This window comes from Neisseria sp. HMSC064D07, from assembly GCF_001837185.1.
Lineage (GTDB): Bacteria > Pseudomonadota > Gammaproteobacteria > Burkholderiales > Neisseriaceae > Neisseria > Neisseria flavescens_C.
Map to the genome: position 1 here is coordinate 25,265 of NZ_KV831680.1, position 26,115 is coordinate 51,379.

The window sequence follows — 26,115 nt, forward strand, 5'->3', positions numbered from 1 at the left end:
ATCTAACAGTCATGAAGCCACAACTCCCCCTTCCTTCCACTGATGCACAAGCCTCTTCAGCACACCTGACGAAGCTCATAAAAAACGAAATTGAACAATATCAAAACTGGATACCCTTCTCCCGTTTTATGGAGCTTACCCTTTACACACCTCAATACGGTTATTACAGCGGAGGCAGCCATAAAATTGGCATGGACGGCGACTTCATCACTGCCCCTACCCTTTCTCCCTTATTCGGACAAACCCTTGCCAAACAACTTGACGAATTACTGCCGCAAACAGCAGGCAATATCTATGAATTTGGTGCAGGTACAGGTCATCTCGCTACCACACTCTTGCAAAACTTTTCAGACGGCCTGAATCATTACTATATTATCGAGCTATCGGCAGAGCTTGCAGAGAGACAACGCCAATATATTCTTGAACATACTTCCCCTGAAGCAGCCGCCAAAGTCATCCACCTCACCGCATTACCCAAATACTTTGACGGCATCATCATCGGCAACGAAGTATTGGATGCCATGCCGGTTGAACGCTTGATTTATCAAGATGAAGGATTTCAACAAATCGGCGTCAGCCTAGAGAATGACGAGCTAATCGAAGCCATCAGACCATTGGCCCAAGCCGAACTTACACAAACAGCCACCTTGTACTTCCCTCCTCTCCCTTCATACACAAGCGAGCTGCATCCAGCACAATATGCCTTTATCCAAACCCTGGCCGCCAAATTGCAGCGCGGCGGCATGATATTTATCGATTACGGCTTCGATGCCGCTCAGTATTACCATCCGCAACGCAAGGAAGGCACATTCATCGGCCACTATCGTCACCACACTATCCATGACCCTTTTTTCAATATCGGTCTGACCGATTTGACTGCGCACGTCAATTTCACCGATATTGCACGCGCCGGTACAGAGTCAGGTTTGGATTTAATCGGCTATCTGCCCCAATCTTATTTCCTGCTTAATCTCGGCATCACTGATCTACTGACACAAATCGGCAGCCCAGATTCAGTTGAATACATCCAAGCAGCCGCCGCAGTACAGAAACTGATCCATCAGCACGAAATGGGCGAACTTTTTAAAGTGATCGCTTTTGGCAAAAACATCGATATCGACTGGGCAGGCTTTAGCCACGGCGATATTTGCCATAAGCTATAGCCTGACAACCTACTTTTTATTTTTTAAAAACAATAAGAAATAAAAAAAACCAAAATTAGTGCTTGCCAAATATTCAAAAAAAACTATAATAGCGACTTCACGAAACGGCGAATTAGCTCAGTCGGTTAGAGCAGAGGAATCATAATCCTTGTGTCCGGGGTTCGAATCCCTGATTCGCCACCAAATTTCGGGGGTATAGCTCAGTTGGTAGAGCGCTTGCATGGCATGCAAGAGGTCAGCGGTTCGATCCCGCTTACCTCCACCACTAAACAAAAAAGCTCTTGTTAAACGCAAGAGCTTTTTTGTTTGGCTTAATTAATAACTGATTGCTCATTAATTTTGCCATTTCAACACCTAATTAATAAAGGCCGTCTGAAACATTTCAGACGGCCTTTTGTCTTTAATTACTTCACAAGCTTCAATACTTTTTTCGGCTTTTCTTCCGCAGATTCAGCTTTTTTATCTTTGGCCTCCGCAGCTTCAACAGAAGCAGGCTGATATGGTTCTACCTCAAACCCCATACCCTCTCCACTTTCGCGGCCAAATATACTGACAATATGACCGACCGGAATCCAAATCTCGTGTGCCACGCCGGAAAAACGCGCAGAGAAATTGACCCATTCGTTGTCGATATTCAAGTTATGACTGGCGGTAGGACCGATATTTAAAACAATTTCATTATCGCGAACATACTGCATCGGCACACGGGTATGTTCATTTACCCAAGCTACGATATGCGGTGTTTGGTTATTGTCCAAACACCATTCATACAAAGCACGCAACAAATACGGTTTGGTTGAAGTTGCCATAGATCCATCCCTTAACGACGCATGGCTTTTTCAGCCGGCGTCAATGCTTCAATAAAGGCTTCGCGTTGGAAAATACGCTCGGCGTACTTCAGCAAAGGCGCAGCAGATTTACCCAGTTTGATGTCGTAATAGTCCAAACGCCACAACAGCGGAGACAAGGCAACATCAATCATGGAGAAGTCATCGCCCAAGATGTATTTGTTTTTAGTAAAAGACGGTGCCAACAATGTCAAACCATTGCCAATGGCTTCACGCGCTTTAGCTTGTTCTTTATTGGTAGATTCAGGGTTTTCCAACACTTGCACCAAGCTGAACAATTCTTTTTCCATGCGGTACAGCACCAAACGGCCGCGACCGCGCATAACAGGATCACCCGGCATCAACTGAGGATGAGGGAAACGCTCGTCAATGTATTCGTTGATAATGTTTGATTCGTGCAAAATCAAATCACGCTCAACCAGAACCGGTACTTGGTTATACGGATTCATCAAAGCCAAGTCTTCAGGTTTATTGAACACGTCCACATCTTTGATTTCAAAATCCATGCCTTTTTCGTACAACACAAAACGGCAGCGTTGGCTGAATGGACAAGTAATACCCGAATACAAAGTCATCATAATCTTCTACTCCTAATCAATCTTTTCAGACGGCCTTAAGCCTTATAAAAATTTAGAAAGAATTATACATAATTTCAAACACTTAATCCAGAAATTTAAAATAACACACTGTTTACATTAAGTAATTTTTAGATTTGCATTTATTCGACATAAATTGATTAAGCAAACAAAAAAGGCAAACCTGAAACAGGTTTGCCTTTTTGATTCAAAAGAATTAATGAACGTCTTTCCAGAATTCTTTTTTCAGGAAGTACGCCAACGGCAACATTACGGCAAACAGGAATGTCAAAACCATGTAACCGATACGGTGGCGTTGCAATTGAGCAGGTTCGCCCATGTATACCAGGTAGTTTACCAAATCGCGCACATAAGCATCGTACTCTTTTTGGATTACTTTACCGTTAGGCAGACGACGGCTATGCAGACCGGTAGATTCCCAATACAGTTTAGGAGTCAGGTTGCCGTGCTCGTCTTTAATCATAACGGGCTGACCTTTGGCATCCAACTCAACGGCTTGAACACCTTGTTGCTCCCACAATGGGTGAGGCATACTCGCGCCGGCCAAAACGGTATTGTTCCAACCGGTCGGACGAGTTGGGTCTTTATAGAAGCCGCGCATATAAGCGTACAGGTAGTCTGCACCTTTAGAACGGGCGATCAGGGTCAAATCCGGTGGAGGCGCACCCAACCATTTGGAAGCATCTTTCGGATCCATTGCCGCTACCATGACATCGCCAACATTGTCTGTTGTAAACATCAGGTTTTTCTTGATTTCATCTTCAGTCAAACCGATGTCTTTCAGACGGTTGAAGCGCATACCGCTTGCAGAGTGGCAAGACAAACAGTAGTTTGTAAAGATTTGCGCACCGTGCTGCAGGCTGACTTGGTCACGCAGGTCGATATCGACTTTTTCATAGTTTGCATGGCCGCCGCTGGCGACGGCTGCACTCATAGGCACTGCCAGCAATAAGGCAGCAAACCAGTTTTTCAGAGTTTGTTTCATTTTCGCTGCCCTCATCAGATATTGGTTGCAAACAAGTAAGCACCAACAACGGTAATACCGACATAAACAAAGAACATAATTTTTTGTTTAGTAGTGCTCATGGTTACGCGTTCAGGCGTAGCTTTTTCGCTATTAAACGCATTTAGGAATGGAATAGCTGCAAAGAAAACAGTGTAAGCCAGAACAAACGCCTTAACGATGTAATTTGGCAAGACTGCAACTAAATACAGGTTATAAATAATTAAAGCTGCATAAACAAACAGGCTAATTAAATATTTAATACCACCAGCTTTTTCAGCCAACCATTTAGGGTTTGTATGCAAAGGCATACCGATGAAGAACAAGAAATAGAATGCACTGAATGCGCGAGCAAAAGCTGTACGAGTATCATCTGCTACCAATGCACCCAGAATGCCTAAGCCGATAAAAGATACAACAAACAACGCCAACATTACTTTGAAAGAGTTGTTGCGGTAACGAACAGATTTTACAGGTGACTTATCCAGCCAAGGCAACAAGGCAATCAATACAACTGCTGCACCCATGCCGATTACACCCCATACCTGAGTACCTGCCATCGAAGGAATCGCACGCAGAATTGCGTAGAATGGAGTGAAGTACCATACCGGCGCAATGTGCGGAGGTGTTTTCAGCGCATTCGCTGCATCGAAGTTTGGCGCCTCGAGGAAGTAGCCGCCGCCTTCAGGTGCAAAGAACAACACAGAACAGAAGACAATCAGGAATACAACGACGCCCAAGATGTCTTTAACGGTGTAGTAAGGATGGAATGGGATACCATCGCGTGGGATACCGTTTTCGTCTTTGTTTTTCTTGATTTCAACGCCGTCAGGGTTGTTAGAACCCACTTCGTGCAGGGCGATGATGTGAGCCACAACCAAGCCGAGCAATACCAAAGGTACAGCGATAACGTGCAGGGCGAAGAAGCGGTTCAGAGTAACGTCGGAAACGTTGAAGTCACCACGAATCCAAGTGGACAAATCAGGACCGATAACAGGGATGGCGGAGAACAGGTTAATAATTACCTGCGCACCCCAGAAGGACATTTGACCCCAAGGCAACAGGTAACCCATAAAGGCTTCTGCCATCAATGCCAAGAAAATCAGGGAACCGAAAATCCACACCAATTCACGAGGTTTTTTGTACGAACCGTAAATCAGGCCGCGGAACATGTGCAGATAAACGACGATGAAGAAGAAAGATGCGCCGGTGGAGTGCATGTAGCGGATAATCCAGCCGCCGGAAACGTCGCGCATGATGTACTCTACTGCGGTAAAGGCAGCAGGCAGATGGTAGGCGTTAAGGTTGCCGTCCGGTTTGTAGTTCATGGTCAGGAAAATACCGCTGACGATTTGAATCACAAGGACAAGCAGGGCCAAAGAGCCGAAGTAATACCAGAAGTTGAAGTTCTTCGGCGCATAGTATTGAGCCAAATGCTCATTCCACATTTTAGACAGAGGGAAGCGAGCGTCCATCCAGCCTAACAATGCTTTTGCTTTGCTATTGGTTTGGTTTGCCATAATTATCGTTCCTTATTTTTAGTCTTCGCCCACCAAAACAGTTGTATCGCTCAGATATTTGTAAGGCGGTACAACCAAGTTGGTCGGTGCAGGAACACCTTTGTATACTCGGCCTGCAATGTCAAATTTCGAACCGTGGCAAGGGCAGAAGAAACCGCCTTTCCAGTCTGCGCCCAAGTCGGCGGGAGCAATGTCGGGACGGTAAGTCGGAGAGCAACCCAGGTGAGTACAGATACCGATAGCGACGAGGAGGTTCGGCTTGATCGAACGGTGCTCGTTTTTAGCGTATTCCGGTTGCTGATCCACTTCGGAATTAGGATCGACAACTGCGCCATCCAAACTTTTCAAGTCTTTGAGCTGTTGATCTGTGCGGTTGACCAGCCAAATCGGTTTACCCTGCCATTCGGCAGTCAGCATTTGGCCTGCTTCGATTTTGCTGACATCTACTTCGACAGCAGCACCGGCAGCCTTAGCTTTCTCCGATGGGAAGAAGCTGGCCACGAAAGGCGTAGCTACGCCCAGAGCCGCCACACCGCCTGCACCGCAAGTAGCCAGTGTCAGGAAACGGCGGCGACCGTTGTTGATTTCTTGATTATCCATTATTCAGTCGTCCTAAAATTTTGGGAATACCGAGCCATTAAACAGCGTAATTCTACCTAGTTTGTTGTAATACTCAAAGCATTATTTAAAATAAGGTAAAGTTTTTATGATATTGCTCAATACTCAAGCAGGATTGTTTTCATCAAAGTGAACCACTTCGATACCGAATTTTTCTGCCACGGCATCGCCTAAGGCGCGGACGCCGTAACGTTCTGTCGCGTGGTGGCCTGCGCTGATAAACGCCACACCCGTTTCATTGGCAAGGTGATATTGCGCTTCGGAAATCTCACCGGTCAGATACGCATCGACACCTTCGTCTACGGCCGTCTGAAAAAATCCCTGCGCACCGCCGCTACACCAGGCAATGCGTTTGATTTCACGTTCAAGATCGCCGATAACGGTCGGCTTGCGGCCGAATACCGCCTCGATGCGTTCAGACAACTGCGCCAGCGTTTGCGTGGTTTTCAGACGGCCTGTATTCAACAGATTTTGCTCGCCGAATTGTTTTTCGAGCACCCAATCGAGTTTCTCGGCCAACTGTGCGTTATTGCCCAGTTGCGGGTGCGCATCCAGTGGCAGGTGGTAGCCCGCCATATTGATTTGGTGTTGCAGCAAGGTTTCAATGCGTGCTTTCTTCCAACCGGTAATCGTGACAGGCTCGCTTTTCCAAAACATGCCGTGGTGGACCAAAAGCATATCCGCCCCCTGCCCTACGGCAAAATCGATTGCAGCTTTGCTGGCGGTAACCGAAGTGGTGATTTTGGCAATTTCTTCTTTGCCTTCAACCTGCAAACCGTTGGGCGCATAGTCCTTAAACAACCCGACCTGCAATGTCTCATCGCACCAAGCCAGAATTTCGCGGCGTAAAGCCATATTCCGCTCCTTATATCTATCTTCAAAAACAGCTTCGCATTCTAACCGCAAAATCTGTTTATGCCTCAAATTCTTACATTCCGATTTCAGCAATCATTCCCAACATTAATCATTTGCACATCATCATGAATTATTTTAATATACACCACCTTACCCACAGGCCGTCTGAAAACACATGGACTCTATTATCGAATTGCGTCATCTCAAAACCTTGCTGGCTTTAGAAGAAACCGGCAGCGTTTCCCTTGCCGCCAAACGGGTTTTCCTGACCCAATCCGCCCTGTCACACCAAATCCGCGCCTTGGAAAATTATTACGAAACGCCGTTGTTTGAACGCAAATCTACACCTTTGCGCTTCACTCCGGCCGGTATGCGCCTATTGCAACTGGCGCGCGAGCTGTTGCCGCAAGTTGCCGCCGCCGAACGTGATTTGGTGCGGATTATCGAAGGCGAAGCCGGCGAACTCAGGCTTGCCGTAGAATGCCACACCTGCTTTGACTGGCTGATGCCTGCCATGGGCGAGTTCCGCCCGTTATGGCCACAAGTTGAATTGGATATCGTTTCCGGTTTCCAAGCTGATCCGGTCGGACTGCTGCTGCAACACCGCGCCGACCTTGCCATCGTTTCCGAAGCCGAGCCGCTCAACGGTATCAGCTACCGTCCTCTGTTTGCCTATGAAATGGTCGGCATCTGCGCAGAAGACCACCCGCTTGCCGACAAAGACGTTTGGGAAGCGGAAGACTTTATCGACGAAACCCTGATTACTTATCCCGTCCCCGACGAAATGCTGGATTTGCCCAAAAAAGTGCTGCTGCCCAAAGGCATTAATCCGCCGCGCCGCCACAGCGAGCTGACCATTGCCATCATTCAATTGGTTGCCAGCAAACGCGGCATCGCCGCCCTGCCCTATTGGACGGTCATGCCGTATTTGGAAAAAGGCTACGTCGTCCACCGCAAAATCACTTCAGACGGCCTGCAAAGCAAACTTTATGCCGCCATTCGTACGGAAGATGCCAACAAAGGCTATCTGGACAACTTCTGCCAAATCACGCATGACCGCTGTTTTGCCGACTTGCCGGGTTTGAGCGAATTGGAAATGTAAACTTGAAACAATCAAAAGGCCGTCTGAACAATTTTCAGACGGCCTTTTTTTAATACATACAAAAATTTCACTGTTTCTATTCGGACTCATCCGAGCCCAAACACGCCGACAAATTGATTTCAGACGGCCATGTTTTATCAGGCGTAACCCGAATATCGAAATGCTCGCCGCGATAGTCAAAAACCAAACGCCAAGCGTGCAGAAACAGATGTCCCGCCTCATCGCCGCCATACAGCATATCGCCCAAAATCGGGCTGCCTATGCTTTTCATGGCCACGCGCAGCTGATGGGTTTTGCCGGTAAACGGTTGCAACACAAACAGGCGCAAACCGGGCTTCAGGCTTTGGCTGCTGAAACGGGTAACGGCAAAATTATCCTCATCACGCGTCAGCTTCCATGTACCGCGCCGCGAACGCGCCATACCGCCTTTCACCCAGCCCTGCTTTTTCGCCGGCTTGTGCGTACCGAGTGCCAAATAAGTTTTACGCATGGTTTTCTCGACAAACTGCGCCGACAAAGCGGCCGCGCTGTCGTGATTTAACGCAAACAGCAACAGGCCGCTGGTGGCTTTGTCCAAACGGTGAACCAGCCACACGCGTTCAACGCCGAGCTGCTGCGCCAGCGAAGCGGTCAGGCAAACATCCCCTTCCGATTCGCTGTGCACCGATACACCGCAAGGCTTATTGATGACCACAAAGTCTTCGTGTTCAAAAACAATGTCCCACATTTCAGACGGCCTTCAACACAATACCGTCGCCAAGCAGGGTCAAAATACCCAGTAAGCAGAATAAGATACACGCAGCAATGCGCACTGCTTTGGCCGGAATCTTGCGCATCAGCATTTCGCCCAAATACACGGCAGGCACAGAAGCAATCATCAAACCGGCAATACTGCCGACCACGACCAGCAGGATAGATTGGTATTTTGCCGCCAAAAGAACTGTCGCAATCTGCGTTTTATCGCCGATTTCCGCCAAGAAAAACAGGACGACCGTCGCCGTAAATGCGCCGTATTTCAGCCATTTGCCATCAGGGTCTTCGTCTTTATCCGGCAACAGCAGCCATAATCCGACTGCAATAAAACTGCCTCCGACCACCCATTTCATGACTTCGGGCGAAATAGCGGATGCCAGCCAGACACCGAGTGCGGCCGAAACAAGATGGTTCAACAGGGTTGCAATAAAGATACCGGCAACAATCGCGTTTTTGTGGGCAAAACGTGCTGCCAAAAAGAGCGCGAGCAATTGCGTTTTATCGCCGATTTCGGCAATAGCCACGCCCAGCGTCGAGGAGAAAAAAGCTTCCATGATTTAAGATACTCAACCGAAAAGCGGGCAAACAAAAAGCGCTGTGCATACCGCCCGCAAGGGTATGGACAACGCTTACGTCTTGCCTGTCTTCCGATAAAGCAGAGAAGATACCGCTGCCACGGCCGCACAAGCCGATTATGTTGACAACGGTTTCGGCATTGCGCCGAATGGCTACTCCCGTAAGAGTGAAGCGCGAATTGTAAGGCAAACCATGGCTTGAAGCAACAGAAAGAAAAACAAAAGTCCGCCTGAAACCTGATTCAAGTAGGTTTCAGACGGCCTGCGATTACTTGCCGCATACTTCAAATTTACGGCCGAATCCTTTGCCATTATATCTGCCAAAACCATGCAGCATATCGTTTTCAATCACTTTAAACAAACCCGGGCTAGCTGTAACCCCTTCAGGCATATTATCCGGCAGGGCCTGACGCATCTTGGCAGTAGCGGCTTTAAAATCTTCCATATTGCGCCAACGGGCTACATTGACCAAATGATATTTACCGTTTGGATCTATATTTTGGTGCAGGCGCGTAGCTATATAGCCCGGCTGGGTTTTCAAAAAATCACGCGCTTTTTGCCAAGAAGCCAAAGCTTCGGCTTCTTTACCCTGTGGCACTTCAAAAGTATTAATGAGGACGACACTGTTTTGAAAGGCCTCACATTTTTCCTGCTACTGTTTGGCATTTGCAGTACAACCGACAGCGACAGCGACAAAGGCAGTGGCAGCAGCGGCAATCATAGCTGTTTTTTTACGGATATTCATATGGATAGATCCTTATAGGTTTGAATTGATGTGAGATATTTAATCTCTTCCGAACATTCGGGGCATTACGGATTCGCCTTTGATGTAGTGGTAAACGACCATGCCGATATGTCCCAAAGACAAGAACAACAACGAAAATGCCAGTGCTCCGTGAATCTGCCCTTCCTGAGTAATTTGTCTCATAACACCTGTGACTGGAACGGCAAGCATCAGGAGATACATTGCCCAATGTCCAAGTTTGGCAGCCATACTGCCAACCGGTCGATTGCTGGACTGGCGGATTGCCCGCATCACACGCCAAGCAGACAATATCAGCAGAAGAAAGCCAACCACCTTATGAGGATTAGTCAAAAACTTCAGACTTTCATCCATATTCCAAGCAATGGCGGTTGCAAACATAAACAGATAGCAGGCCGCCATAGTCCAATGCAGAAAGCGGGTTGTAGTGCCGTAACGTTGCGGAATATCAGGTTTCATGATGTTTTCTCTTAAATTAACAATTAAATGGATTTCAATTTGGGTTTACGGATAGAAAATCCGTCTTTCATGCTCAGTCCCAACAGCGTCAGATTAGCTATACCGGCAATCAGTTCTACGATTTGAACGATATAAAACACGCTGTCAAACTGTCCGGCAGAAGCGTGGTTATTCAAGAAAAAGGCACAAGGCAGCAAAATCAGCATTCCGTTGGCAGCGATAAACGGCATGCGTCGGCGTTTCGCGGCAATCGCGGCGTGTTTGCTTTTGCCGCCCATTTTCATGCCTGTTGCGCCTGCGGTTGCCATGCAGGCAATCAACCCGAACAGCGCATAAACAATGGTTTGCTTCACGGCGGCGACAGTTTCGTGCGAGCCGAAGAGTTCACTTAATACGGTGCTGCTCCAAAATGAGGCGATGAATAAACATGCACCTGCTCCTGCCGCGGCATGGATTTTGCGTAAAGTATCGCGGTTCATAATATTTCCTTTGAATGTTTAAGATAGGCCGTCTGAAATTTATATAGCAAGCTATTAAGTTGAGATAAGTATAGCTTGCTATTGATTAATATAGCAAGCTATATTTGTGTTATAATTCATAGGATTTTGTTTTAAAAGGAAATAAAGTGAACGACTCATTCAAAAACCAATCAGCCGGCTATTTGATGAACCATATTGCCCGCCAATTTGCCATTTTATTGAGCGAAGGCTTAAAACCACTGGGGATTGCGCCTGCACAATTTCCAATTTTGATCGAGCTATGGAATAAAGACGGCTTGAGCCAACAGGAATTGGTAGAACGCGCCGATTTAAAACAGGCAACGATTGCCAACACTCTGGCACGGATGGAGCGAGATGGATTGATTACACGGGAGCCGAATCCTGAAGATGCACGCAGCCGTTTGATTATGCTGACGGAACACGCGCGTGATTTACAATTAAAATCCACCGAAATTGCCAAAGCCATCAACCAAGAATCCTTGGCGGATTTATCGGCAGACGAGCAGAAGCTGTTTTTGGAAATGGCACAGAAGATTATATTGAAACAACAAAAGATGATAAAAGTCTGAAAAATATAAAAAAGGCCGTCTGAAACCCAATGTAAACAGGTTTCAGACGGCCTTTTTCACAGCGATTAATTATCGGAGAACAAATCGCCTACTTTTTCGCCTACTTTTTCCCAAAACGATTTTTTGCGCGGGGTTTGGCTGAGATTGAGACCGGAGGAGATTTTTTCAAATTCTTCCAACAACTCTTTCTGACGGTCAGTCAGGTTGACCGGTGTTTCAACCAAAATGTGGCAGTACAAATCGCCGGTCGAGCTGGAACGCAGAGACTTGATGCCTTTGCCTTTCACGCGCATGCGGCGGCCGGTTTGCGTTTCTTTCGGAATGTGCAGTTTGACTTTGCCGTCCAAAGTCGGCACTTCGACTTCACCACCCAATGCAGCAATGGCAAAGCTGATCGGCAGTTCGCAATGCAGGTCCAAGCCGTTGCGCTCGAAGATTTTGTGCTGTCTTACGCGGACATTGACGTACAAATCGCCTGCCGGTGCACCGTGTTGACCCGGCTCGCCCTCGCCGCTCAAGCGGATGCGTTGACCGTCGTCGATGCCTGCCGGAATGTTGACTTCAACCGTTTTGCTGGTTTTGGTGCGGCCTTCGCCACGGCATTTGACGCAAGGATCTTTGATTTCTTTGCCTGTGCCGTGACAAGTCGGACACGTCTGCTGCATTTGGAAAATGGCTTGGCGGACGTGTACCGTACCTGAGCCATGACAGGTCGAACAAGTCGATGCGGATGTGCCCGGCTTAGCACCTGAGCCGTGGCAGACATCACATTCTTCGTAAGTCGGAATGTTGATGCGTTTTTTCACGCCTTTGGCGGCTTCTTCAAGCGAAATCTCTATGCCGACCTGCAAGTCCGTGCCGCTGTAATCCGGCTGACGGCCGCCTGCGCTGCCGCCACCGCCGAACATTTGGCTGAAAATATCAGAAAAATCGAAGCCTTGCGTGCCACCGAATCCGCCTTGGCCGCCGAAACCGCCAAAGCCACCGAATCCGCCCGCACCTGCGCCCTGTTCAAACGCGGCATGGCCGTATTGGTCGTACATGGTACGTTTTTCCTTGTCAGACAAGGTGTCATAAGCTTTTTGGACTTCTTTAAATTTTTCTTCCGCTTCTTTGTTGTCAGGGTTGCGGTCGGGATGGTATTTCATTGCCAGCTTGCGGTAGGCTTTTTTGATTTCATCGTCGCTAGCGCTGCGGGCAACACCAAGGGTTTCGTAAAAATCTTTATTGCTCATAATTTTGATAGTGTTAAGAATGAATTCAAACTGGGTGGGATATGTGGGCGAGTATCAAAAACTCAAGTCAGTATTTTCAAGGCCGTCTGAAATTGTGCTTTTCCGACATCCAAACATTCAGACGGCCTTTGTCAAACCGACAGGCCCGACAACCTGCTATAATCCCATCTTTATTTTTTCCAACGTTTTCAAGCGAAAAACAGAATGACCATGCAAGAACATTACCAACCCGCCGCCATTGAGCCTGCGGCGCAGAAAAAATGGGATGACGCCCGTATTTTCAACGTCTCCGAAGACGCTTCCAAACCCAAATACTACTGCCTCTCCATGTTCCCCTACCCCAGCGGCAAGCTGCACATGGGGCATGTACGCAACTACACCATCGGCGACGTATTGAGCCGCTTCAAACTCTTAAACGGCTTCAACGTCATGCAGCCTATGGGTTGGGACGCGTTCGGCATGCCGGCGGAAAACGCGGCGATGAAAAACAACGTCGCCCCTGCCGCTTGGACCTACGACAACATCGAATACATGAAAACCCAGCTCAAAAGCCTGGGTTTTGCGATTGACTGGGAGCGCGAAGTCGCCACCTGCAAACCCGAATACTACCGCTGGGAACAATGGCTGTTTACCAAGCTGTTTGAAAAAGGCATCGTCTATCGCAAAAACGGCACGGTAAACTGGGACCCTGTCGACCAAACCGTCCTTGCCAACGAGCAAGTCATCGACGGACGCGGCTGGCGTTCGGGCGCGTTGATCGAAAAACGCGAAATCCCGATGTATTACTTCAAAATCACGGATTACGCCGAAGAGCTGCTCAACGATTTGGACAAGCTGGAACACTGGCCGGAACAAGTCAAAACCATGCAGCGCAACTGGATCGGCAAATCACGCGGTATGACCGTGCGCTTCGCCGTTTCAGACGACAGCAAACAAGGTTTGGAAGGCGATTACGCGAAATTCCTGCAAGTTTATACCACCCGTCCCGACACGCTGATGGGCGCGACTTATGTCGCCGTTGCCGCCGAGCATCCGCTGGCAACCGCCGCAGCCGCCGACAAACCCGAGTTGCAGGCATTTATCGCCGAATGCAAAGCCGGTTCGGTTGCCGAAGCCGACATGGCGACGATGGAGAAAAAAGGCGTGCCGACCGGCCGCTACGTCGTCAATCCGCTCAACGGCGACAAGCTGGAAGTGTGGATTGCCAACTATGTATTGTGGGGCTACGGCGACGGCGCGGTGATGGCTGTTCCGGCGCACGACGAACGCGATTTCGAGTTTGCCACCAAATACAACCTGCCGAAAAAACAAGTCATTGCCGTCGGCGACAGCGCATTCAACGCAAACCAATGGCAAGAATGGTACGGCGACAAAGAAAACGGCGTATTGGTCAACAGCGGCGACTTGGACGGCATGAATTTTCAGACGGCCTTCGACGCCATCGCTACCAAGCTGCAAAGCCAAGACGCAGGCGAACCGAAAACCCAATACCGCCTGCGCGACTGGGGTATTTCGCGCCAACGCTACTGGGGCTGCCCGATTCCCATCGTCCATTGCGAACAATGCGGCGACGTCCCCGTCCCTGCCGACCAACTGCCCGTCGTCCTACCTGAAAACGTCGTACCCGACGGCATGGGTTCGCCACTGGCAAAAATGCCCGAGTTTTACGAAACCACCTGCCCATGCTGCGGCGGCGCGGCAAAACGCGAAACCGACACCATGGACACCTTCATGGAATCGAGCTGGTATTTCTTCCGCTACATGTCGCCCAAATTTTCAGACGGCATGGTCGATCCTGCCGCCGCGAAATACTGGGGCGCGGTCGACCAATACATCGGCGGCATCGAACACGCGATTCTGCACCTCTTATACGCGCGCTTCTTCACCAAACTGATGCGCGACGAAGGCTTGGTCAATGTTGACGAACCGTTCGAACGCCTGCTCACGCAAGGTATGGTTGTCTGCGAAACCTACTACCGCGAAAACGCCAACGGCAGCAAAGACTGGATCAACCCTGCCGATGTCGAGCTGACTTTCGACGACAAAGGCCGCCCTGTTTCTGCTGTTCTGAAAGCCGACGGCCTGCCCGTCGTCATCAGCGGTACGGAAAAAATGTCCAAGTCCAAAAACAACGGCGTCGATCCGCAAGAACTGATTAACGCCTACGGCGCGGATACCGCCCGCCTGTTCATGATGTTCGCCGCACCGCCCGAACAGTCCCTCGAATGGAGCGACAGCGGCGTCGAAGGCGCACACCGCTTCCTGCGTCGTCTGTGGCGTACCGTTTACGAATACCTGAAGCAAGGCGAAGCGGTCAAAGCGTTCGCAGGCAGCCAAGACGGTTTGTCTAAAGAACTCAAAGACCTGCGCCACAAACTGCATTCCACTATCGCCAAAGTCAGCGACGACTACGGCCGCCGTCAGCAGTTCAACACCGCCATCGCCGCCGTGATGGAACTGCTCAACCAATACGACAAAACCGACACCGGCGGCGAACAAGGCCGCGCCGTCGCCCAAGAAGTATTGGAAGCCGCCGTACGCCTGCTGTGGCCCATCGTGCCGCACATCTGCGAAACCTTGTGGAGCGAATTGAACGGCGCGAAACTGTGGGAAGCAGGCTGGCCGACAGTCGATGAAGCCGCCTTGGTCAAATCCGAAATCGAAGTGATGGTTCAAGTCAACGGCAAACTGCGCGGCAAAATCACCGTCGCCGCCGACACATCCAAAGCCGACCTCGAAGCCGCCGCCCTTGCCAACGAAGGCGCAGTGAAATTCATGGAAGGCAAACCTGCGAAGAAAATCATCGTCGTTCCCGGACGCTTGGTGAATATCGTCGTCTAAACCACTTTTAAGGTTTAGCCATACGGATAAAGGCCGTCTGAAACTTGGTTTTCAGACGGCCTTTTTATCTACCAAATTTTATTCGCCGTAATAGGCTTTGGTCAGAATTTCTTCCATGTCGGCGACCATGGCGAGGCGTGGGTTGGCCGGGGTGCATTGGTCTTCAAAAGACATCATGGCCAGCTCTTTTCTGCCATCGAGGAAGGTTTTCTCATCGATGCCCTGCTCTTTCAAAGACATTTTGATGCCGACGTTGACCGCCAACTCATGGCAGGCGCGGGCGAAGGATTCGACGCCTTCTGCCGGTGTGCTACACGGCAGGCCTAAAGTACGGGCGATTTCCTGATATTTCAGGTCGGCTTTGTAGTAGTTGTACTTCGGCCAAGTGGCGGTTTTCTGCGGACGCGTGCCGTTGTAGCGGATGACGTGCGGCAGCAGGATGGCGTTGGCACGACCGTGCGGAACGTGATATTTACCTCCGATTTTGTGTGCCATCGAGTGGTTGATGCCCAAGAACGCATTGGCAAACGCCATGCCTGCGATGGTGGAGGCATTGTGCATATGCTCGCGCGCTTCAGGATCGGCCGCACCGTGTTTGTAGGAGCGTTCGAGGTATTGGAACACGAGCTTGATGGCTTGCAGGGCGAGGCCGTCTGTAAAGTCGTTCGCCAGTACGGAAACGTATGCTTCTACGGCGTGGGTCAGTACGTCCAAACCGGTATCGGCGGTTACGCCTGCCGGTACGGTCATGGTAAACGCAGGATCGACAATCGAAATGGTCGGTGTCAGCGAGTAGTCGGCAATCGGATATTTTTTGTCGCCGTCGCTGATGACGGTAAACGGCGTCACTTCGGAGCCAGTGCCCGATGTGGTAGGGATACCGATAAATTTGGCTTTGCGGCCCAATTCAGGGAAACGGAACGCGCGTTTGCGGATGTCCATGAATTTTTGCACCAAGTCTTCAAAATCGACTTGGGGCTGCTCGTAGAAGAGCCACATGGCTTTGGCTGCGTCCATCGGTGAGCCGCCGCCCAGCGCGATGATGGTGTCCGGCTGGAAGCTGCGCATCAAATCCGTGCCTTTATAGACGGTTTGGACGCTTGGATCGGCTTCAACGTCAGTAAACAGCTGGATGGTCACTTTGTTTTTGCGTTGATGCAGTTGGTGGGTGATTTTATCGACAAAGCCCAGATCAACCATCGAACGGTCGGTCACAATCATGACTTTTTCACAGTCTTTCATGTCTTGCAGATATTGGATGGAATCGCGTTCAAAATAGATTTTGGCGGGCACTTTGAACCATTGCATGTTGTTTCTCCGACGGCCTACTTTTTTGATGTTTAACAGATTGACTGCGCTGACGTTGCCGCCGACGGCGTTTTTACCGTAAGAGCCGCAACCGAGGGTCAGAGAAGGCAGGAAGGCGTTGTACACGTCGCCGATGCCGCCGAAGGTGGAAGGTGAATTCCAAATCACGCGCAGCGCTTTGACGCGGGAGCCGAACGTTTTGACCAATTCTTCGTCGGCGGTATGGATGGCGGCGGAATGTCCCAAGCCGTCGAAGGCAACCATTTCTTCGGCGAACTTCAAACCTTGTTCGGTCGAATCCGCCTTAATCATGGCCAAAACAGGTGAAAGTTTTTCGCGGGTCAGCGGCTCGTTCGGACCGACTTCACGGCATTCGGCGATGATGATGTTGGTTTTTTCAGGCACTTTAAACCCGGCCTGTTCGGCAATCCATGTTGCCGGTTTGCCCACTACCGCAGAATTGAGTTTCGCCCCGCCGCAGCTGGCGCAATTCGCCGTTACGCCGAAGATAAACTCTTCGAGCATGGCTTTTTCTTTTTTGTTGGCAAAGTACACGCCGTAGGATTTGAATTCTTCGGCCAACTCTTTGTAAATCTCTTTATCGGCAATCACCGCTTGCTCGCTGGCGCACACCATGCCGTTATCGAAAGATTTCGACATCACAATATCGTGTACCACCTGTTTGATGTCCGCCGTTTTTTCAACATAAGCAGGTACGTTGCCAGCCCCGACGCCGAGCGCAGGTTTGCCGCAAGAATACGCGGCTTCCACCATCGCATTGCCGCCGGTCGCCAAAATCGTTGCCACGCCCGGATGCTTCATTAGCGCGGAAGTGCCTTCCATAGACGGCTTTTCAATCCACTGGATACAGTTTTCCGGCGCACCGGCCGCAATCGCCGCATCACGCACGATACGCGCGGCATGGGCGGAACACTGCTGGGCGGACGGGTGGAACGAGAAAATAATCGGATTGCGGGTTTTCAGCGCAATCAAGGATTTGAAAATAGTGGTGGAAGTCGGATTGGTTGTCGGCACAATACCGCAAACCACGCCGACCGGATCGGCAATTTCAGTAATACCGGTTACATCGTTTTCGCTGATGACGCCCACGGTTTTTAAATCGCGCAGGCGGCGCACGACATTTTCGCAGGCAAACAGGTTTTTCGTCGCCTTATCCTCAAACACGCCGCGTCCCGTTTCCTCTACCGCGTGCATGGCGAGTACACCATGTTTGTCCAGCGCGGCGATAGAGGCTTTAGCCACAATAAAATCAATCTGCTCCTGATCCAACTTAAGAAACTCATCCAATGCCCGTAAACCCTTGTCAACCAGGCTGTTTACCTCGGCTACGGCTGGGCTGACGACGTTGTCGGCTGATGCATTCATGGTGTATCTCCTTAATAAAAGGTGGCAATAAGGTTAATAAATTTTCACTACTATAACTATAGGTAATTTAGTTACATTTTGCTTTGACCTACATCACAAACCATGATTGAACTTTTCAGACGGCCTCTTTATCATTTATTCATTTTAATTTATTGAAGTATAATGATTTTATCCTTATACAACCGAAGACGGTCATTTTTGGTTGCTTTTCTCAATAATTAAGATAAAAACAGAAAAAAGATGTATTAAAATTACAAGCTCAAATAGACAAAAGCCGTCTGAAAATCTTTTTCAGACGGCCTTTTCATGTCTATCTTTTATTGGCTGATGTCTTCCAGCGTACGGCCTTTGGTTTCTTCACCCAATACCAAGATTACCGCCACAATCAGCAGCATAACCAGCGCAAACATCATAAAGATATTACCGAAGCCGCCACTATTGCCCACCATCGCCGCCACCACCATGGGCGCGAGTATGCCGCCGACGCGCCCGATGGCGCCTGCCCAGCCGGATGCGAAGGCACGGAAGCGCAAGGGGTAGAGTTCTGGGGTGTAGGTGTATAAAACGCCCCATGCGCCCAAGTTGAAGAAGGACATCAGGCTGCCCCAAATCATGACTTCGGCCGCAGTGGTGCTTTGCCCGAAAAACCATGCGCATGCGGCGCAAGCGGCCAGAAAGCCTGCCAACGTTGCTTTGCGGCCGATTCTTTCCACCAAAGCCGCGGCGGCTATATAGCCGGGCAGTTGTGCAACAATCATCACCAGCACATATTCAAAAGTTTTGACCACGGTATTGCCCTGCTCAACCAGCAATTTGGGCAACCAAGTGAAAATGCCGTAATACGAAAACACGATGCCGACCCAAACCAGCCACAGCATCAGCGTACGCCGTGCAAATGGATGTTGCCAAAGTTGGAAGAAGCGGATGCGTTCGCGCGGGGCGGCCGGTGCGGCAACGGCTTCTGTCGGCGGCGTGATGCCCGATTGGATTTCCAGCGCGGATACCAAACGGTGCGCTTCGTTGGTTTTGCCGTGGGAAAGCAGGTAAGGCACGGATTCGGGAACAAACTTCAACACCAACGGCACATAAAACAGGGGCAAGGCGCCGAATAAAAACGCGCTGTGCCAGCCGGTTTGCGGAATAAAGAAATAAGACACCAGCGCGGCTGAGAGCCAGCCCAAGCCCCAGAAGCTTTCCAGCAACACAATAAAACGGCCGCGTACTTTCGGCGGCGCATATTCGCTGACCAACGACACGGCGACGGGCAGTTGGCCGCCCAAACCGACGCCGACAAAAAAGCGGCTCACCAGCAAAACCGTCAAATCAGGTGCAAACGCGCACAAACCTGTGGCAATGCTGTACACCACCATCGTACCGGCAAAAACGGTTTTCCGTCCGAACCTGTCCGCCAGCCAGCCGCTGAATACTGCGCCCAGAGCCATGCCGACAAAGGCAATGCTGACAATCCAACCCAACTGCGCCGGAGCCAGCGCCCAATCTTTGCCCAAAGCCGGCAATACAAACGATACCAAGCCTGTATCCATGGCATCAAACAACCAGCCTATACCGACCAAAACCAGAAGTTTGTAATGAAAGCGGGAGGGCGGCAGATTGTGCAGCCGCGTCAGAATATCCATCACTTCTTTCCTTTGTTTGTATGATTGAATTGGGTTTTAGCAATGAATGCTTTAATTTCAGTGACAAACCTGAAACCGAGACATTGTGTCGATTTTAACATTGGTACCATATGCAAAGAATAGGAAGCGCGTGTTTTTTAGATATTTTTATCGCCAGAACCGCACGCCCTATTAAAACTCTGAATAAGGGTTCACGGCAGGCCGTCTGAAACCGATGGTCTGTTTTTCAGACGGCCTGTCGTTTTTTGCAAAGGCTTCATGCTTGGGTTATGATGTTTATTTGTAATATGTAAACAGATGATTGCCTGTTTTTACATAACAGGCCGTCTGAAACAACGGAGAACGATATGAATGCGGTTGTAATTGCGGTCATCATCATGCTTGTGCTGTCTTTATCGCGCGTGCATGTGGTGCTCAGCTTGGCTGTCGGCGCGTTTGTCGGCGGCTTGGTGGCCGGTATGCCTTTGGAGAATGTAACCAACGCGGCCGGCGATGTGGTGCAGCAAGGGATTATTCCTGTTTTTAACGAAGGCTTGAAAGGCGGGGCGCAAATCGCGCTGTCTTATGCCATGCTCGGCGCGTTTGCCATGGCCATCACTCATTCCGGCCTGCCGCAACAGCTTGCCGGCGTGATTATCCGCAAACTCAACGGCGGCGAAGGCAATGCGAAAGGCGAAGGCGCGGTCAAATGGCTGCTGCTGGCGATTATTTTGTGCATGGGCGTGATGAGCCAAAACATTGTGCCGATTCATATTGCGTTTATCCCGATGATTATTCCGCCGCTGCTGTTGGTGTTCAATCGTTTGAAACTCGACCGCCGCTTGGTGGCCTGCGTGATTACGTTTGGCTTGGTAACGACTTATATGTTCCTGCCTTACGGTTTCGGCGCCATCTTCTTGAACGACATCATGTTGGGCAATATCCGCTCGGCAGGCATGGACACCAGCGGCATCAATGTGATGCACGCAATGGCGATTCCGGCTTTGGGCATGGTGTCCGGCTTGCTGCTGGCCTTTTTGCACTACCGCAAGCCGCGCATTTATCAGAACAATACCACTGACACGGAAGACAACCGTGCGGCAGTGCAACAACAAGAGCCTTCAACCTATCGCAGCTTGGTGGCGGCCGTGGCGATTGCCGTGTGTTTTGCCATTCAGCTTTCGTACGATGGTTCGCTGGTATTGGGCGCTATGTTGGGCTTTGCTGTATTTATGATGTTAGGCGTGATGAACCGCTCCGCCGCCAGCGATGTCTTCGGCGAAGGCATCAAAATGATGGCGATGGTCGGCTTTATTATGATTGCGGCTCAAGGTTTCGCCGCTGTCATGAACGCGACCGGCGAGATTCAGCCTTTGGTCGAACACAGCATGGCTTTGTTCGGAAGCAATAAAGGCATGGCCGCCTTTACCATGCTGTTTGTCGGCCTGCTGGTAACCATGGGCATCGGCTCGTCTTTCTCCACTTTGCCGATTATTACCGCGATTTATGTGCCTTTGTGCATCAGCTTGGGCTTCTCCCCAATGGCTACCGTGGCCATTGTCGGCACGGCAGGCGCGCTGGGCGATGCGGGTTCCCCCGCTTCCGACTCAACGCTCGGTCCGACCATGGGTCTGAACGCCGACGGCCAACACGACCACATCCGCGATTCGGTTATCCCGACTTTTATCCACTACAATATCCCGCTGATGGCTGCCGGCTGGATTGCCGCGATGGTGCTGTAAGATGAGCGATATTCAGGAATTGGAACACCGCGTCACCGAGCTGGAAATTCAGACGGCCTTGCAGGAAGATTTAATCGGCAGCCTGAACGACACCATCGCCAAGATGCAGCAGGCTTTGGATTTGCAGCAAGGCCAGCTGCGGCTTCTGTATCAACGGATGCAGGATAAAGGCGCAAACGGCGAACGCGAACCGTACAGCCTGCGCGATGAGATTCCGCCGCATTATTGATAAACTAAAAAAGGGCGTGTTGGATACACGCCCTTTCCTTTCATAACAAAGGCCGTCTGAAAGTCTATCAAGCTTTCAGACGGCCTTTTAAACAATCAAACCTTACAAACAAGCCAATTCGTTGGCCATTTGCTGCTCGACGGTTTCACGTTGACGGATAAGTTTGCACTCACTGCCATCAACCAACACTTCCGCCGCACGGTTGCGTGTGTTGTAGTTGCTCGCCATGCTTGAACCATACGCACCGGCGCTGCGGATAAGCAGCAAATCCCCTTCTTCGCAGGCGATGGTGCGGTCTTTGCCGAGGAAGTCGCCGGTTTCACAAATCGGGCCGACGATATTGGCCGTCAGAAGCTCAATGTCTTTGGTTTCGACCGCTTCAATGTGATGATAGGCATCATAAAGCGCCGGGCGCATCAAATCGTTCATCGCCGCATCGACCATCACAAAGTTTTTCTCTTCGCCATGTTTGACAAACTCAACGCGCGTCAACAACGCACCTGCATTGCCGACCAAACTGCGGCCTGGCTCAAGAACCAGTTTCAGACGGCGTGTACCCATCAGTTTTTGAACTTCTTTGGCATACGCGCCCAAATCAGGCACATTTTCGTCTTGGTAAACAATGCCGACGCCGCCGCCCAAGTCCAAGTGTTCCAACACAATGCCTTCATCTGCCAATTGGTCGACCAAGGCCAAGATACGTTCGCAGGCTTCGACAAGCGGGCTGAGGTCGGTCAGTTGTGAGCCGATATGGCAGTCGATACCGACAATTTTCAAATGGCTTTGTCGGGAAGCATGACGATAGGCCTCAAGCGCATCGGCATAGGCAATACCGAATTTATTGGCTTTCAGGCCGGTGGAGATATAAGGATGGGTTTTGGCATCGACATCAGGATTGACGCGCAGGGAAACCGGAGCGACCTTACCCAAGCGCGCGGCAACTTTCTGAATACGGTCGATTTCGGGAATGCTCTCCATATTGAAGCATTTCACGCCTGCATTCAGCGCAAATTCAATTTCTGCCTCACTCTTACCCACACCGGAAAAAATCGTTTTCGCCGCATCGCCGCCGGCCGCCAAAACGCGCGCCAACTCGCCGCCGGACACAATGTCAAAACCGCTCCCCAAAGAAGCAAAGTGCTTGATGATGCTCAGGTTGCCATTGGCTTTAACCGCGTAGCAGACAAGCGGATTCAAAGCCGCAAACGCGGTTTGGTAGTTTTCAAACGCCTCGGTCAGCGCAGATTTGCTGTACACATAAAGCGGCGTGCCGAATTCCTCGGCAAGGTGGGAATAAGAGATTTGTTCGCAGGATAATGTCATGTTTGTGAAATCTTTTTTTAATCGTTGGTTTGAGTGGTCGGCTCTTTTGCCGTATCGAATTTCAAGCCGGTCTGAATCACGCCGAAGCGCGCCTTGTCGCCTTCTTTGGGCAGGTAGAGGTCGCCTTTATAACCGCAGGCAGAGAGCAGCAGAGCCGTTGCCGCTGCAAAAAATACGCCGTATTTCATCAGTAAAACTTTCTTCATCATTACGAATGTGGCAAGATTCGGTATCTTAAACAAAAACCACACAAAAAGCCATGATGACCGAAAGCGAATTCATCCGCATGAGCGAAGAATTGTTTGAACACATTGAAGACCAAATCGATGAAAACGGCTGGGATTTCGACTGCCAGTTTGCCGGAAACGTGCTGACCATCGAAGCCGAAGACGGCACGCAAATCATCGTCAACCGCCACACGCCCAATCAAGAATTGTGGATTGCCGCCAAAAGCGGCGGCTACCATTTCGCCGAGCAAAACGGCAAATGGCTGGCAACGCGCGACAGTCGCGATTTTTACGACGTTTTGAACGAAGCCTTAAGCGCGGCTTCGGGCGAAGCGGTGGAAATTGCCGAATTGTAATTTGAGAGTGATCACTAAAGAGAGCGTTACCCAATGGCACAATTACCGCTATATCTGACTTCCGAAATCAAAGACTTTACTGTCGGCACGCCCGAAGTTTTACAATCATTTTTCGAACATGTCCCTTATGGCGTCGTCTTTGAAGACGATGGCGACACAGGCTACTTCTATGCTGCCTCGAAAGATGGAATTCTGGATGCTTTGCATATCTACAATGTCGAAGATGTATCCGACAAACATATCCCCAATCATGTCTTGATCTTATGGGACGATGCCTGCACTTTGGCAGCTTTGTGCATCAACGACTACATCCATGCCGTCTATGATTTTGTCGCGCAGGCAGGATATTGCCGCAACGGCTTCCCTGAAACAGACGGAGAATGGGTGAAAGTCGAAAACCGCGTCTTGGACGATGAATTGCTGGACAAAATCCTATCCCGAAAATCTACATAACCCACTCAAAAGGATAACAAAATGCCCCTGTTAGACAGTTTCAAGGTTGACCACACCCGTATGCACGCCCCTGCCGTGCGTGTAGCGAAAACCATGACCACGCCCAAAGGTGACACCATTACCGTATTCGACCTGCGCTTTTGCGTTCCCAACAAAGAAATCCTGTCCGAAAAAGGCATCCACACGCTGGAGCATTTGTTCGCGGGCTTTATGCGCGACCACTTGAACGGCAACGGCGTCGAAATCATCGACATTTCCCCGATGGGCTGCCGCACCGGTTTCTATATGAGCCTCATCGGTACGCCCGACGAGCAGCAGGTCGCCGACGCATGGCTCGCTTCGATGCAGGATGTGGTCAATGTCAAAGACCAAAGCAAAATTCCCGAATTGAACGAATACCAATGCGGCACTTACATGATGCACTCGCTCGCCGAAGCGCAGGAAATCGCACAAAACGTCCTGACGCGCAAAGTCGCCGTCAATAAAAACGAAGACCTGACATTGGACGAAAACCTGTTAAACGCTTAATACTCAATGACAGCAAAGGCCGTCTGAAACTTTATTATGACAAGTTTCAGACGGCCTAAGACCTTTTATTCCAATTTTCAACCTTTCAGCCACAGTTTTACACCGCCTAAAAATAAGTTGGCGGATGCTGACAGTGTACATAGTATAATTACACTTTAAACAAACAACCTGATTCTATTGCTTTTATGAAACCGTTTTTCTGCAAAACCGCCATTGCCCTCAGCCTGATCCTCCCCGCCGCCGCCAACGCTGCCGAGTATGTCTGCAATGTTGAAGGCATCACCGTTTATACCTCACACCAGATCAACAATACCTGCCGCGTTACCGATTCGTACAGTCCAGTAGAAACAAATGTATTTCAAACAAATGCTGAGCAGCTAAATTTGAATTCGACTCTTGCAGAGCAACAAACAGATCCGAAATTGGTTGGAACACAGAACATTTTCGATAAAACAGGAGTAACAAACCAAAAAACTACTAGATCAACGGCTGATCACTATGTTCCTGTTATAGAAACACAAACGGCAATAGCTCCTGTTGAAACCAAGCAATATCCCGTTAATACTTTCGCCATATTCAATACCACACCTGTTGTTCAAATATACCCCTCTGCACCTATCGCTCAGGTACAAACTACCCCTCAGGAAAGTCATAGATCGGATAGCTTTTTCTCTCCTCATACTGAACAGATACCTACCCAAACTCTCACCGCCCCGAACGTGCACACTGACCAAGCTACCACCACCCAATTCCTGAATCATTCTCTAGATTTGGAGCCATTGGACAACAAGACAGCAAAAAGTACAACAGCCGAAGAACCGGCCAAAACTGAAGTTACACACACAGAACAAACTGTTTCCAAAACATCGATAAACCGCACAACCAATATTAAAAAAACAGTAACCAAACCACTTAACGCTGAAAACTCTTCTGCATCGTCCGACAAAACCAATATATTAACAGGATCTACAACCGAGATTTTCGCACTGACAGACTCGGTCAAGCCGACCGAACCCATACCAGCGGCAGCAACTCCAACGAAGCCTACCAAAACCCCATTGCCCAAAGCATATGGACCAACCACTGATGCACTCTTCAGCGATAAAGATGTCGATAACGACATCAAAATTCTGCTAAATGGTCCGATCGGTGGCGTTACCAATACTGCCGAAGCTGCTAATCCGCGTCTGAATATCCTCCTACGCAACAGCATACAGAAACGCCAGGCCAAGCAAAATAGCCAGCAAGACATCCGCCGCAAAGCACCAATTCGTACCATTCCTGCAACCATTGCTGCACCACAACCCAAACCTAAAGAAACACGTAAACAGGTATTACAAGGGGAAATTCGCAACGAACAGGCCGCCATTACCCGCCTTCAAACACAGCTGAATGCGGCCAAACAAAAAGGTGACCAGATTAAAATCCAACAGCTGACCCGTACTATCAACGACCGCAAAGCGAATATCCGCGCTATTCAAGGTGAGATGTCTCGTTGATTGGCGTTTGATACAAAAAGGCCGTCTGAAAATATTTTCAGACGGCCT

26 protein-coding genes and 2 tRNA genes are annotated in these 26,115 nt (G+C 49.8%); 12 read left to right on the top strand and 16 right to left on the bottom strand.

Features of this window, described 5'->3' with window-relative positions:
* The first annotated feature begins 11 nt into the window (after positions 1-11).
* The 3 genes from HMPREF2608_RS05865 (at position 12) to HMPREF2608_RS05875 (ending at position 1,428) form a co-directional block, all read left to right on the top strand.
* A complete protein-coding gene (locus tag HMPREF2608_RS05865) occupies positions 12-1,163 on the top strand; it encodes a class I SAM-dependent methyltransferase (protein WP_070826305.1) in 1,152 nt (383 codons plus the stop codon).
* A gap of 106 nt (positions 1,164-1,269) precedes the next feature.
* Positions 1,270-1,346 (top strand) — tRNA-Met (locus tag HMPREF2608_RS05870).
* A gap of 6 nt (positions 1,347-1,352) precedes the next feature.
* Positions 1,353-1,428: transfer RNA gene (locus HMPREF2608_RS05875), tRNA-Ala, on the top strand.
* 139 nt (positions 1,429-1,567) lie between these two features.
* Here the strand turns inward: HMPREF2608_RS05875 and HMPREF2608_RS05880 are convergent.
* The 6 genes from HMPREF2608_RS05880 to HMPREF2608_RS05905 form a co-directional block, all read right to left on the bottom strand.
* Positions 1,568-1,972, bottom strand: a complete 405-nt coding sequence (locus HMPREF2608_RS05880; RefSeq protein ID WP_070826306.1) for a ClpXP protease specificity-enhancing factor — start codon at positions 1,970-1,972, stop codon at positions 1,568-1,570.
* An 11-nt stretch (positions 1,973-1,983) separates the two neighbouring features.
* Positions 1,984-2,589, bottom strand: a complete 606-nt coding sequence (locus HMPREF2608_RS05885) for a glutathione S-transferase N-terminal domain-containing protein (RefSeq protein ID WP_039861850.1) — start codon at positions 2,587-2,589, stop codon at positions 1,984-1,986.
* A 214-nt stretch (positions 2,590-2,803) separates the two neighbouring features.
* Positions 2,804-3,592 carry a cytochrome c1 gene (locus tag HMPREF2608_RS05890; protein ID WP_003748257.1) on the bottom strand — a complete coding sequence of 263 codons (789 nt, stop codon included), beginning with the start codon at positions 3,590-3,592 and terminating at the stop codon, positions 2,804-2,806.
* A 14-nt stretch (positions 3,593-3,606) separates the two neighbouring features.
* Entirely contained in the window at positions 3,607-5,130 is a 1,524-nt protein-coding gene (locus HMPREF2608_RS05895) for a cytochrome b (RefSeq protein ID WP_168163289.1), read from the bottom strand.
* 18 nt (positions 5,131-5,148) lie between these two features.
* Positions 5,149-5,730: a ubiquinol-cytochrome c reductase iron-sulfur subunit gene (gene petA, locus HMPREF2608_RS05900; RefSeq protein WP_070606098.1), complete on the bottom strand. Its 582-nt coding sequence runs from the start codon at positions 5,728-5,730 to the stop codon at positions 5,149-5,151.
* 123 nt (positions 5,731-5,853) lie between these two features.
* Complete coding sequence (locus HMPREF2608_RS05905) at positions 5,854-6,603, bottom strand: Nif3-like dinuclear metal center hexameric protein (RefSeq protein WP_070606100.1); 750 nt, start codon at positions 6,601-6,603, stop codon at positions 5,854-5,856.
* A 175-nt stretch (positions 6,604-6,778) separates the two neighbouring features.
* On the opposite strand from HMPREF2608_RS05905, the gene HMPREF2608_RS05910 reads away from it, so the two are divergent.
* Positions 6,779-7,705, top strand: a complete 927-nt coding sequence (locus HMPREF2608_RS05910; protein WP_003748251.1) for a LysR family transcriptional regulator — start codon at positions 6,779-6,781, stop codon at positions 7,703-7,705.
* Between the two features lie 76 nt (positions 7,706-7,781).
* Here HMPREF2608_RS05910 and HMPREF2608_RS05915 read toward each other — a convergent pair whose 3' ends face one another.
* The 5 genes from HMPREF2608_RS05915 to HMPREF2608_RS05935 form a co-directional block, all read right to left on the bottom strand.
* A complete protein-coding gene (locus HMPREF2608_RS05915) occupies positions 7,782-8,432 on the bottom strand; it encodes a TIGR01621 family pseudouridine synthase (RefSeq protein ID WP_070606104.1) in 651 nt (216 codons plus the stop codon).
* Between the two features lies 1 nt (position 8,433).
* A complete protein-coding gene (locus tag HMPREF2608_RS05920) occupies positions 8,434-9,012 on the bottom strand; it encodes a TMEM165/GDT1 family protein (protein WP_004518907.1) in 579 nt (192 codons plus the stop codon).
* Positions 9,013-9,301: 289 nt separating this feature from the next.
* Entirely contained in the window at positions 9,302-9,646 is a 345-nt protein-coding gene (locus HMPREF2608_RS05925; protein WP_283122294.1) for an antibiotic biosynthesis monooxygenase family protein, read from the bottom strand.
* A 171-nt stretch (positions 9,647-9,817) separates the two neighbouring features.
* Complete coding sequence (locus tag HMPREF2608_RS05930) at positions 9,818-10,255, bottom strand: cytochrome b (RefSeq protein ID WP_070826308.1); 438 nt, start codon at positions 10,253-10,255, stop codon at positions 9,818-9,820.
* A 23-nt stretch (positions 10,256-10,278) separates the two neighbouring features.
* Entirely contained in the window at positions 10,279-10,734 is a 456-nt protein-coding gene (locus HMPREF2608_RS05935; protein WP_070826309.1) for a hypothetical protein, read from the bottom strand.
* A gap of 185 nt (positions 10,735-10,919) precedes the next feature.
* Here HMPREF2608_RS05935 and HMPREF2608_RS05940 point away from each other — a divergent pair, with 185 nt between their 5' ends.
* Positions 10,920-11,324, top strand: a complete 405-nt coding sequence (locus tag HMPREF2608_RS05940; protein ID WP_070826330.1) for a MarR family winged helix-turn-helix transcriptional regulator — start codon at positions 10,920-10,922, stop codon at positions 11,322-11,324.
* A gap of 65 nt (positions 11,325-11,389) precedes the next feature.
* On the opposite strand, the gene dnaJ is transcribed toward HMPREF2608_RS05940, so the two are convergent.
* Complete coding sequence (gene dnaJ, locus HMPREF2608_RS05945; protein WP_070826310.1) at positions 11,390-12,559, bottom strand: molecular chaperone DnaJ; 1,170 nt, start codon at positions 12,557-12,559, stop codon at positions 11,390-11,392.
* Between the two features lie 210 nt (positions 12,560-12,769).
* Here dnaJ and leuS point away from each other — a divergent pair, with 210 nt between their 5' ends.
* Positions 12,770-15,400: a leucine--tRNA ligase gene (gene leuS / locus HMPREF2608_RS05950; RefSeq protein WP_070826311.1), complete on the top strand. Its 2,631-nt coding sequence runs from the start codon at positions 12,770-12,772 to the stop codon at positions 15,398-15,400.
* 78 nt (positions 15,401-15,478) lie between these two features.
* Here leuS and adhE read toward each other — a convergent pair whose 3' ends face one another.
* Together adhE and HMPREF2608_RS05960 are read right to left on the bottom strand one after the other, a co-directional pair.
* On the bottom strand, positions 15,479-18,094 hold the full coding sequence (adhE, locus tag HMPREF2608_RS05955; protein WP_070826312.1) for a bifunctional acetaldehyde-CoA/alcohol dehydrogenase: 2,616 nt from the start codon (positions 18,092-18,094) through the stop codon (positions 15,479-15,481).
* A gap of 317 nt (positions 18,095-18,411) precedes the next feature.
* Positions 18,412-19,731 carry an MFS transporter gene (locus tag HMPREF2608_RS05960; protein WP_070826313.1) on the bottom strand — a complete coding sequence of 440 codons (1,320 nt, stop codon included), beginning with the start codon at positions 19,729-19,731 and terminating at the stop codon, positions 18,412-18,414.
* 347 nt (positions 19,732-20,078) lie between these two features.
* On the opposite strand from HMPREF2608_RS05960, the gene HMPREF2608_RS05965 reads away from it, so the two are divergent.
* Complete coding sequence (locus HMPREF2608_RS05965) at positions 20,079-21,452, top strand: Na+/H+ antiporter family protein (RefSeq protein ID WP_070826314.1); 1,374 nt, start codon at positions 20,079-20,081, stop codon at positions 21,450-21,452.
* Position 21,453: 1 nt separating this feature from the next.
* Positions 21,454-21,681, top strand: a complete 228-nt coding sequence (locus HMPREF2608_RS05970) for a SlyX family protein (RefSeq protein ID WP_004518924.1) — start codon at positions 21,454-21,456, stop codon at positions 21,679-21,681.
* A 102-nt stretch (positions 21,682-21,783) separates the two neighbouring features.
* Here the strand turns inward: HMPREF2608_RS05970 and lysA are convergent, their stop codons facing one another.
* Both lysA and HMPREF2608_RS05980 read right to left on the bottom strand, forming a co-directional pair.
* Positions 21,784-23,004 carry a diaminopimelate decarboxylase gene (gene lysA, locus HMPREF2608_RS05975; RefSeq protein WP_070826315.1) on the bottom strand — a complete coding sequence of 407 codons (1,221 nt, stop codon included), beginning with the start codon at positions 23,002-23,004 and terminating at the stop codon, positions 21,784-21,786.
* A gap of 17 nt (positions 23,005-23,021) precedes the next feature.
* Entirely contained in the window at positions 23,022-23,192 is a 171-nt protein-coding gene (locus HMPREF2608_RS05980; RefSeq protein WP_036472795.1) for an LPS translocon maturation chaperone LptM, read from the bottom strand.
* A gap of 71 nt (positions 23,193-23,263) precedes the next feature.
* Here HMPREF2608_RS05980 and cyaY point away from each other — a divergent pair, with 71 nt between their 5' ends.
* The 4 genes from cyaY (at position 23,264) to HMPREF2608_RS06000 (ending at position 26,067) form a co-directional block, all read left to right on the top strand.
* A complete protein-coding gene (gene cyaY, locus HMPREF2608_RS05985; RefSeq protein WP_070585221.1) occupies positions 23,264-23,587 on the top strand; it encodes an iron donor protein CyaY in 324 nt (107 codons plus the stop codon).
* Between the two features lie 33 nt (positions 23,588-23,620).
* Positions 23,621-24,040, top strand: a complete 420-nt coding sequence (locus HMPREF2608_RS05990; RefSeq protein ID WP_070826316.1) for a DUF2251 domain-containing protein — start codon at positions 23,621-23,623, stop codon at positions 24,038-24,040.
* Positions 24,041-24,061: 21 nt separating this feature from the next.
* Complete coding sequence (luxS, locus tag HMPREF2608_RS05995) at positions 24,062-24,568, top strand: S-ribosylhomocysteine lyase (protein WP_070826317.1); 507 nt, start codon at positions 24,062-24,064, stop codon at positions 24,566-24,568.
* 185 nt (positions 24,569-24,753) lie between these two features.
* A complete protein-coding gene (locus tag HMPREF2608_RS06000; RefSeq protein WP_070826318.1) occupies positions 24,754-26,067 on the top strand; it encodes a hypothetical protein in 1,314 nt (437 codons plus the stop codon).
* Positions 26,068-26,115 lie beyond the last annotated feature (48 nt).

Coding starts and splice junctions, on each gene's coding strand:
- HMPREF2608_RS05865 (WP_070826305.1), top strand. CDS start 12: ATGAAGCCACAACTCCCCCTTCCTTCCACTGATGCACAAGCCTCTTCA.
- HMPREF2608_RS05880 (WP_070826306.1), bottom strand. CDS start 1,972: ATGGCAACTTCAACCAAACCGTATTTGTTGCGTGCTTTGTATGAATGG.
- HMPREF2608_RS05885 (WP_039861850.1), bottom strand. CDS start 2,589: ATGATGACTTTGTATTCGGGTATTACTTGTCCATTCAGCCAACGCTGC.
- HMPREF2608_RS05890 (WP_003748257.1), bottom strand. CDS start 3,592: ATGAAACAAACTCTGAAAAACTGGTTTGCTGCCTTATTGCTGGCAGTG.
- HMPREF2608_RS05895 (WP_168163289.1), bottom strand. CDS start 5,130: ATGGCAAACCAAACCAATAGCAAAGCAAAAGCATTGTTAGGCTGGATG.
- petA (WP_070606098.1), bottom strand. CDS start 5,730: ATGGATAATCAAGAAATCAACAACGGTCGCCGCCGTTTCCTGACACTG.
- HMPREF2608_RS05905 (WP_070606100.1), bottom strand. CDS start 6,603: ATGGCTTTACGCCGCGAAATTCTGGCTTGGTGCGATGAGACATTGCAG.
- HMPREF2608_RS05910 (WP_003748251.1), top strand. CDS start 6,779: ATGGACTCTATTATCGAATTGCGTCATCTCAAAACCTTGCTGGCTTTA.
- HMPREF2608_RS05915 (WP_070606104.1), bottom strand. CDS start 8,432: ATGTGGGACATTGTTTTTGAACACGAAGACTTTGTGGTCATCAATAAG.
- HMPREF2608_RS05920 (WP_004518907.1), bottom strand. CDS start 9,012: ATGGAAGCTTTTTTCTCCTCGACGCTGGGCGTGGCTATTGCCGAAATC.
- HMPREF2608_RS05930 (WP_070826308.1), bottom strand. CDS start 10,255: ATGAAACCTGATATTCCGCAACGTTACGGCACTACAACCCGCTTTCTG.
- HMPREF2608_RS05935 (WP_070826309.1), bottom strand. CDS start 10,734: ATGAACCGCGATACTTTACGCAAAATCCATGCCGCGGCAGGAGCAGGT.
- HMPREF2608_RS05940 (WP_070826330.1), top strand. CDS start 10,920: ATGAACCATATTGCCCGCCAATTTGCCATTTTATTGAGCGAAGGCTTA.
- dnaJ (WP_070826310.1), bottom strand. CDS start 12,559: ATGAGCAATAAAGATTTTTACGAAACCCTTGGTGTTGCCCGCAGCGCT.
- leuS (WP_070826311.1), top strand. CDS start 12,770: ATGCAAGAACATTACCAACCCGCCGCCATTGAGCCTGCGGCGCAGAAA.
- adhE (WP_070826312.1), bottom strand. CDS start 18,094: ATGAATGCATCAGCCGACAACGTCGTCAGCCCAGCCGTAGCCGAGGTA.
- HMPREF2608_RS05960 (WP_070826313.1), bottom strand. CDS start 19,731: ATGGATATTCTGACGCGGCTGCACAATCTGCCGCCCTCCCGCTTTCAT.
- HMPREF2608_RS05965 (WP_070826314.1), top strand. CDS start 20,079: ATGAATGCGGTTGTAATTGCGGTCATCATCATGCTTGTGCTGTCTTTA.
- HMPREF2608_RS05970 (WP_004518924.1), top strand. CDS start 21,454: ATGAGCGATATTCAGGAATTGGAACACCGCGTCACCGAGCTGGAAATT.
- lysA (WP_070826315.1), bottom strand. CDS start 23,004: ATGACATTATCCTGCGAACAAATCTCTTATTCCCACCTTGCCGAGGAA.
- HMPREF2608_RS05980 (WP_036472795.1), bottom strand. CDS start 23,192: ATGAAATACGGCGTATTTTTTGCAGCGGCAACGGCTCTGCTGCTCTCT.
- cyaY (WP_070585221.1), top strand. CDS start 23,264: ATGATGACCGAAAGCGAATTCATCCGCATGAGCGAAGAATTGTTTGAA.
- HMPREF2608_RS05990 (WP_070826316.1), top strand. CDS start 23,621: ATGGCACAATTACCGCTATATCTGACTTCCGAAATCAAAGACTTTACT.
- luxS (WP_070826317.1), top strand. CDS start 24,062: ATGCCCCTGTTAGACAGTTTCAAGGTTGACCACACCCGTATGCACGCC.
- HMPREF2608_RS06000 (WP_070826318.1), top strand. CDS start 24,754: ATGAAACCGTTTTTCTGCAAAACCGCCATTGCCCTCAGCCTGATCCTC.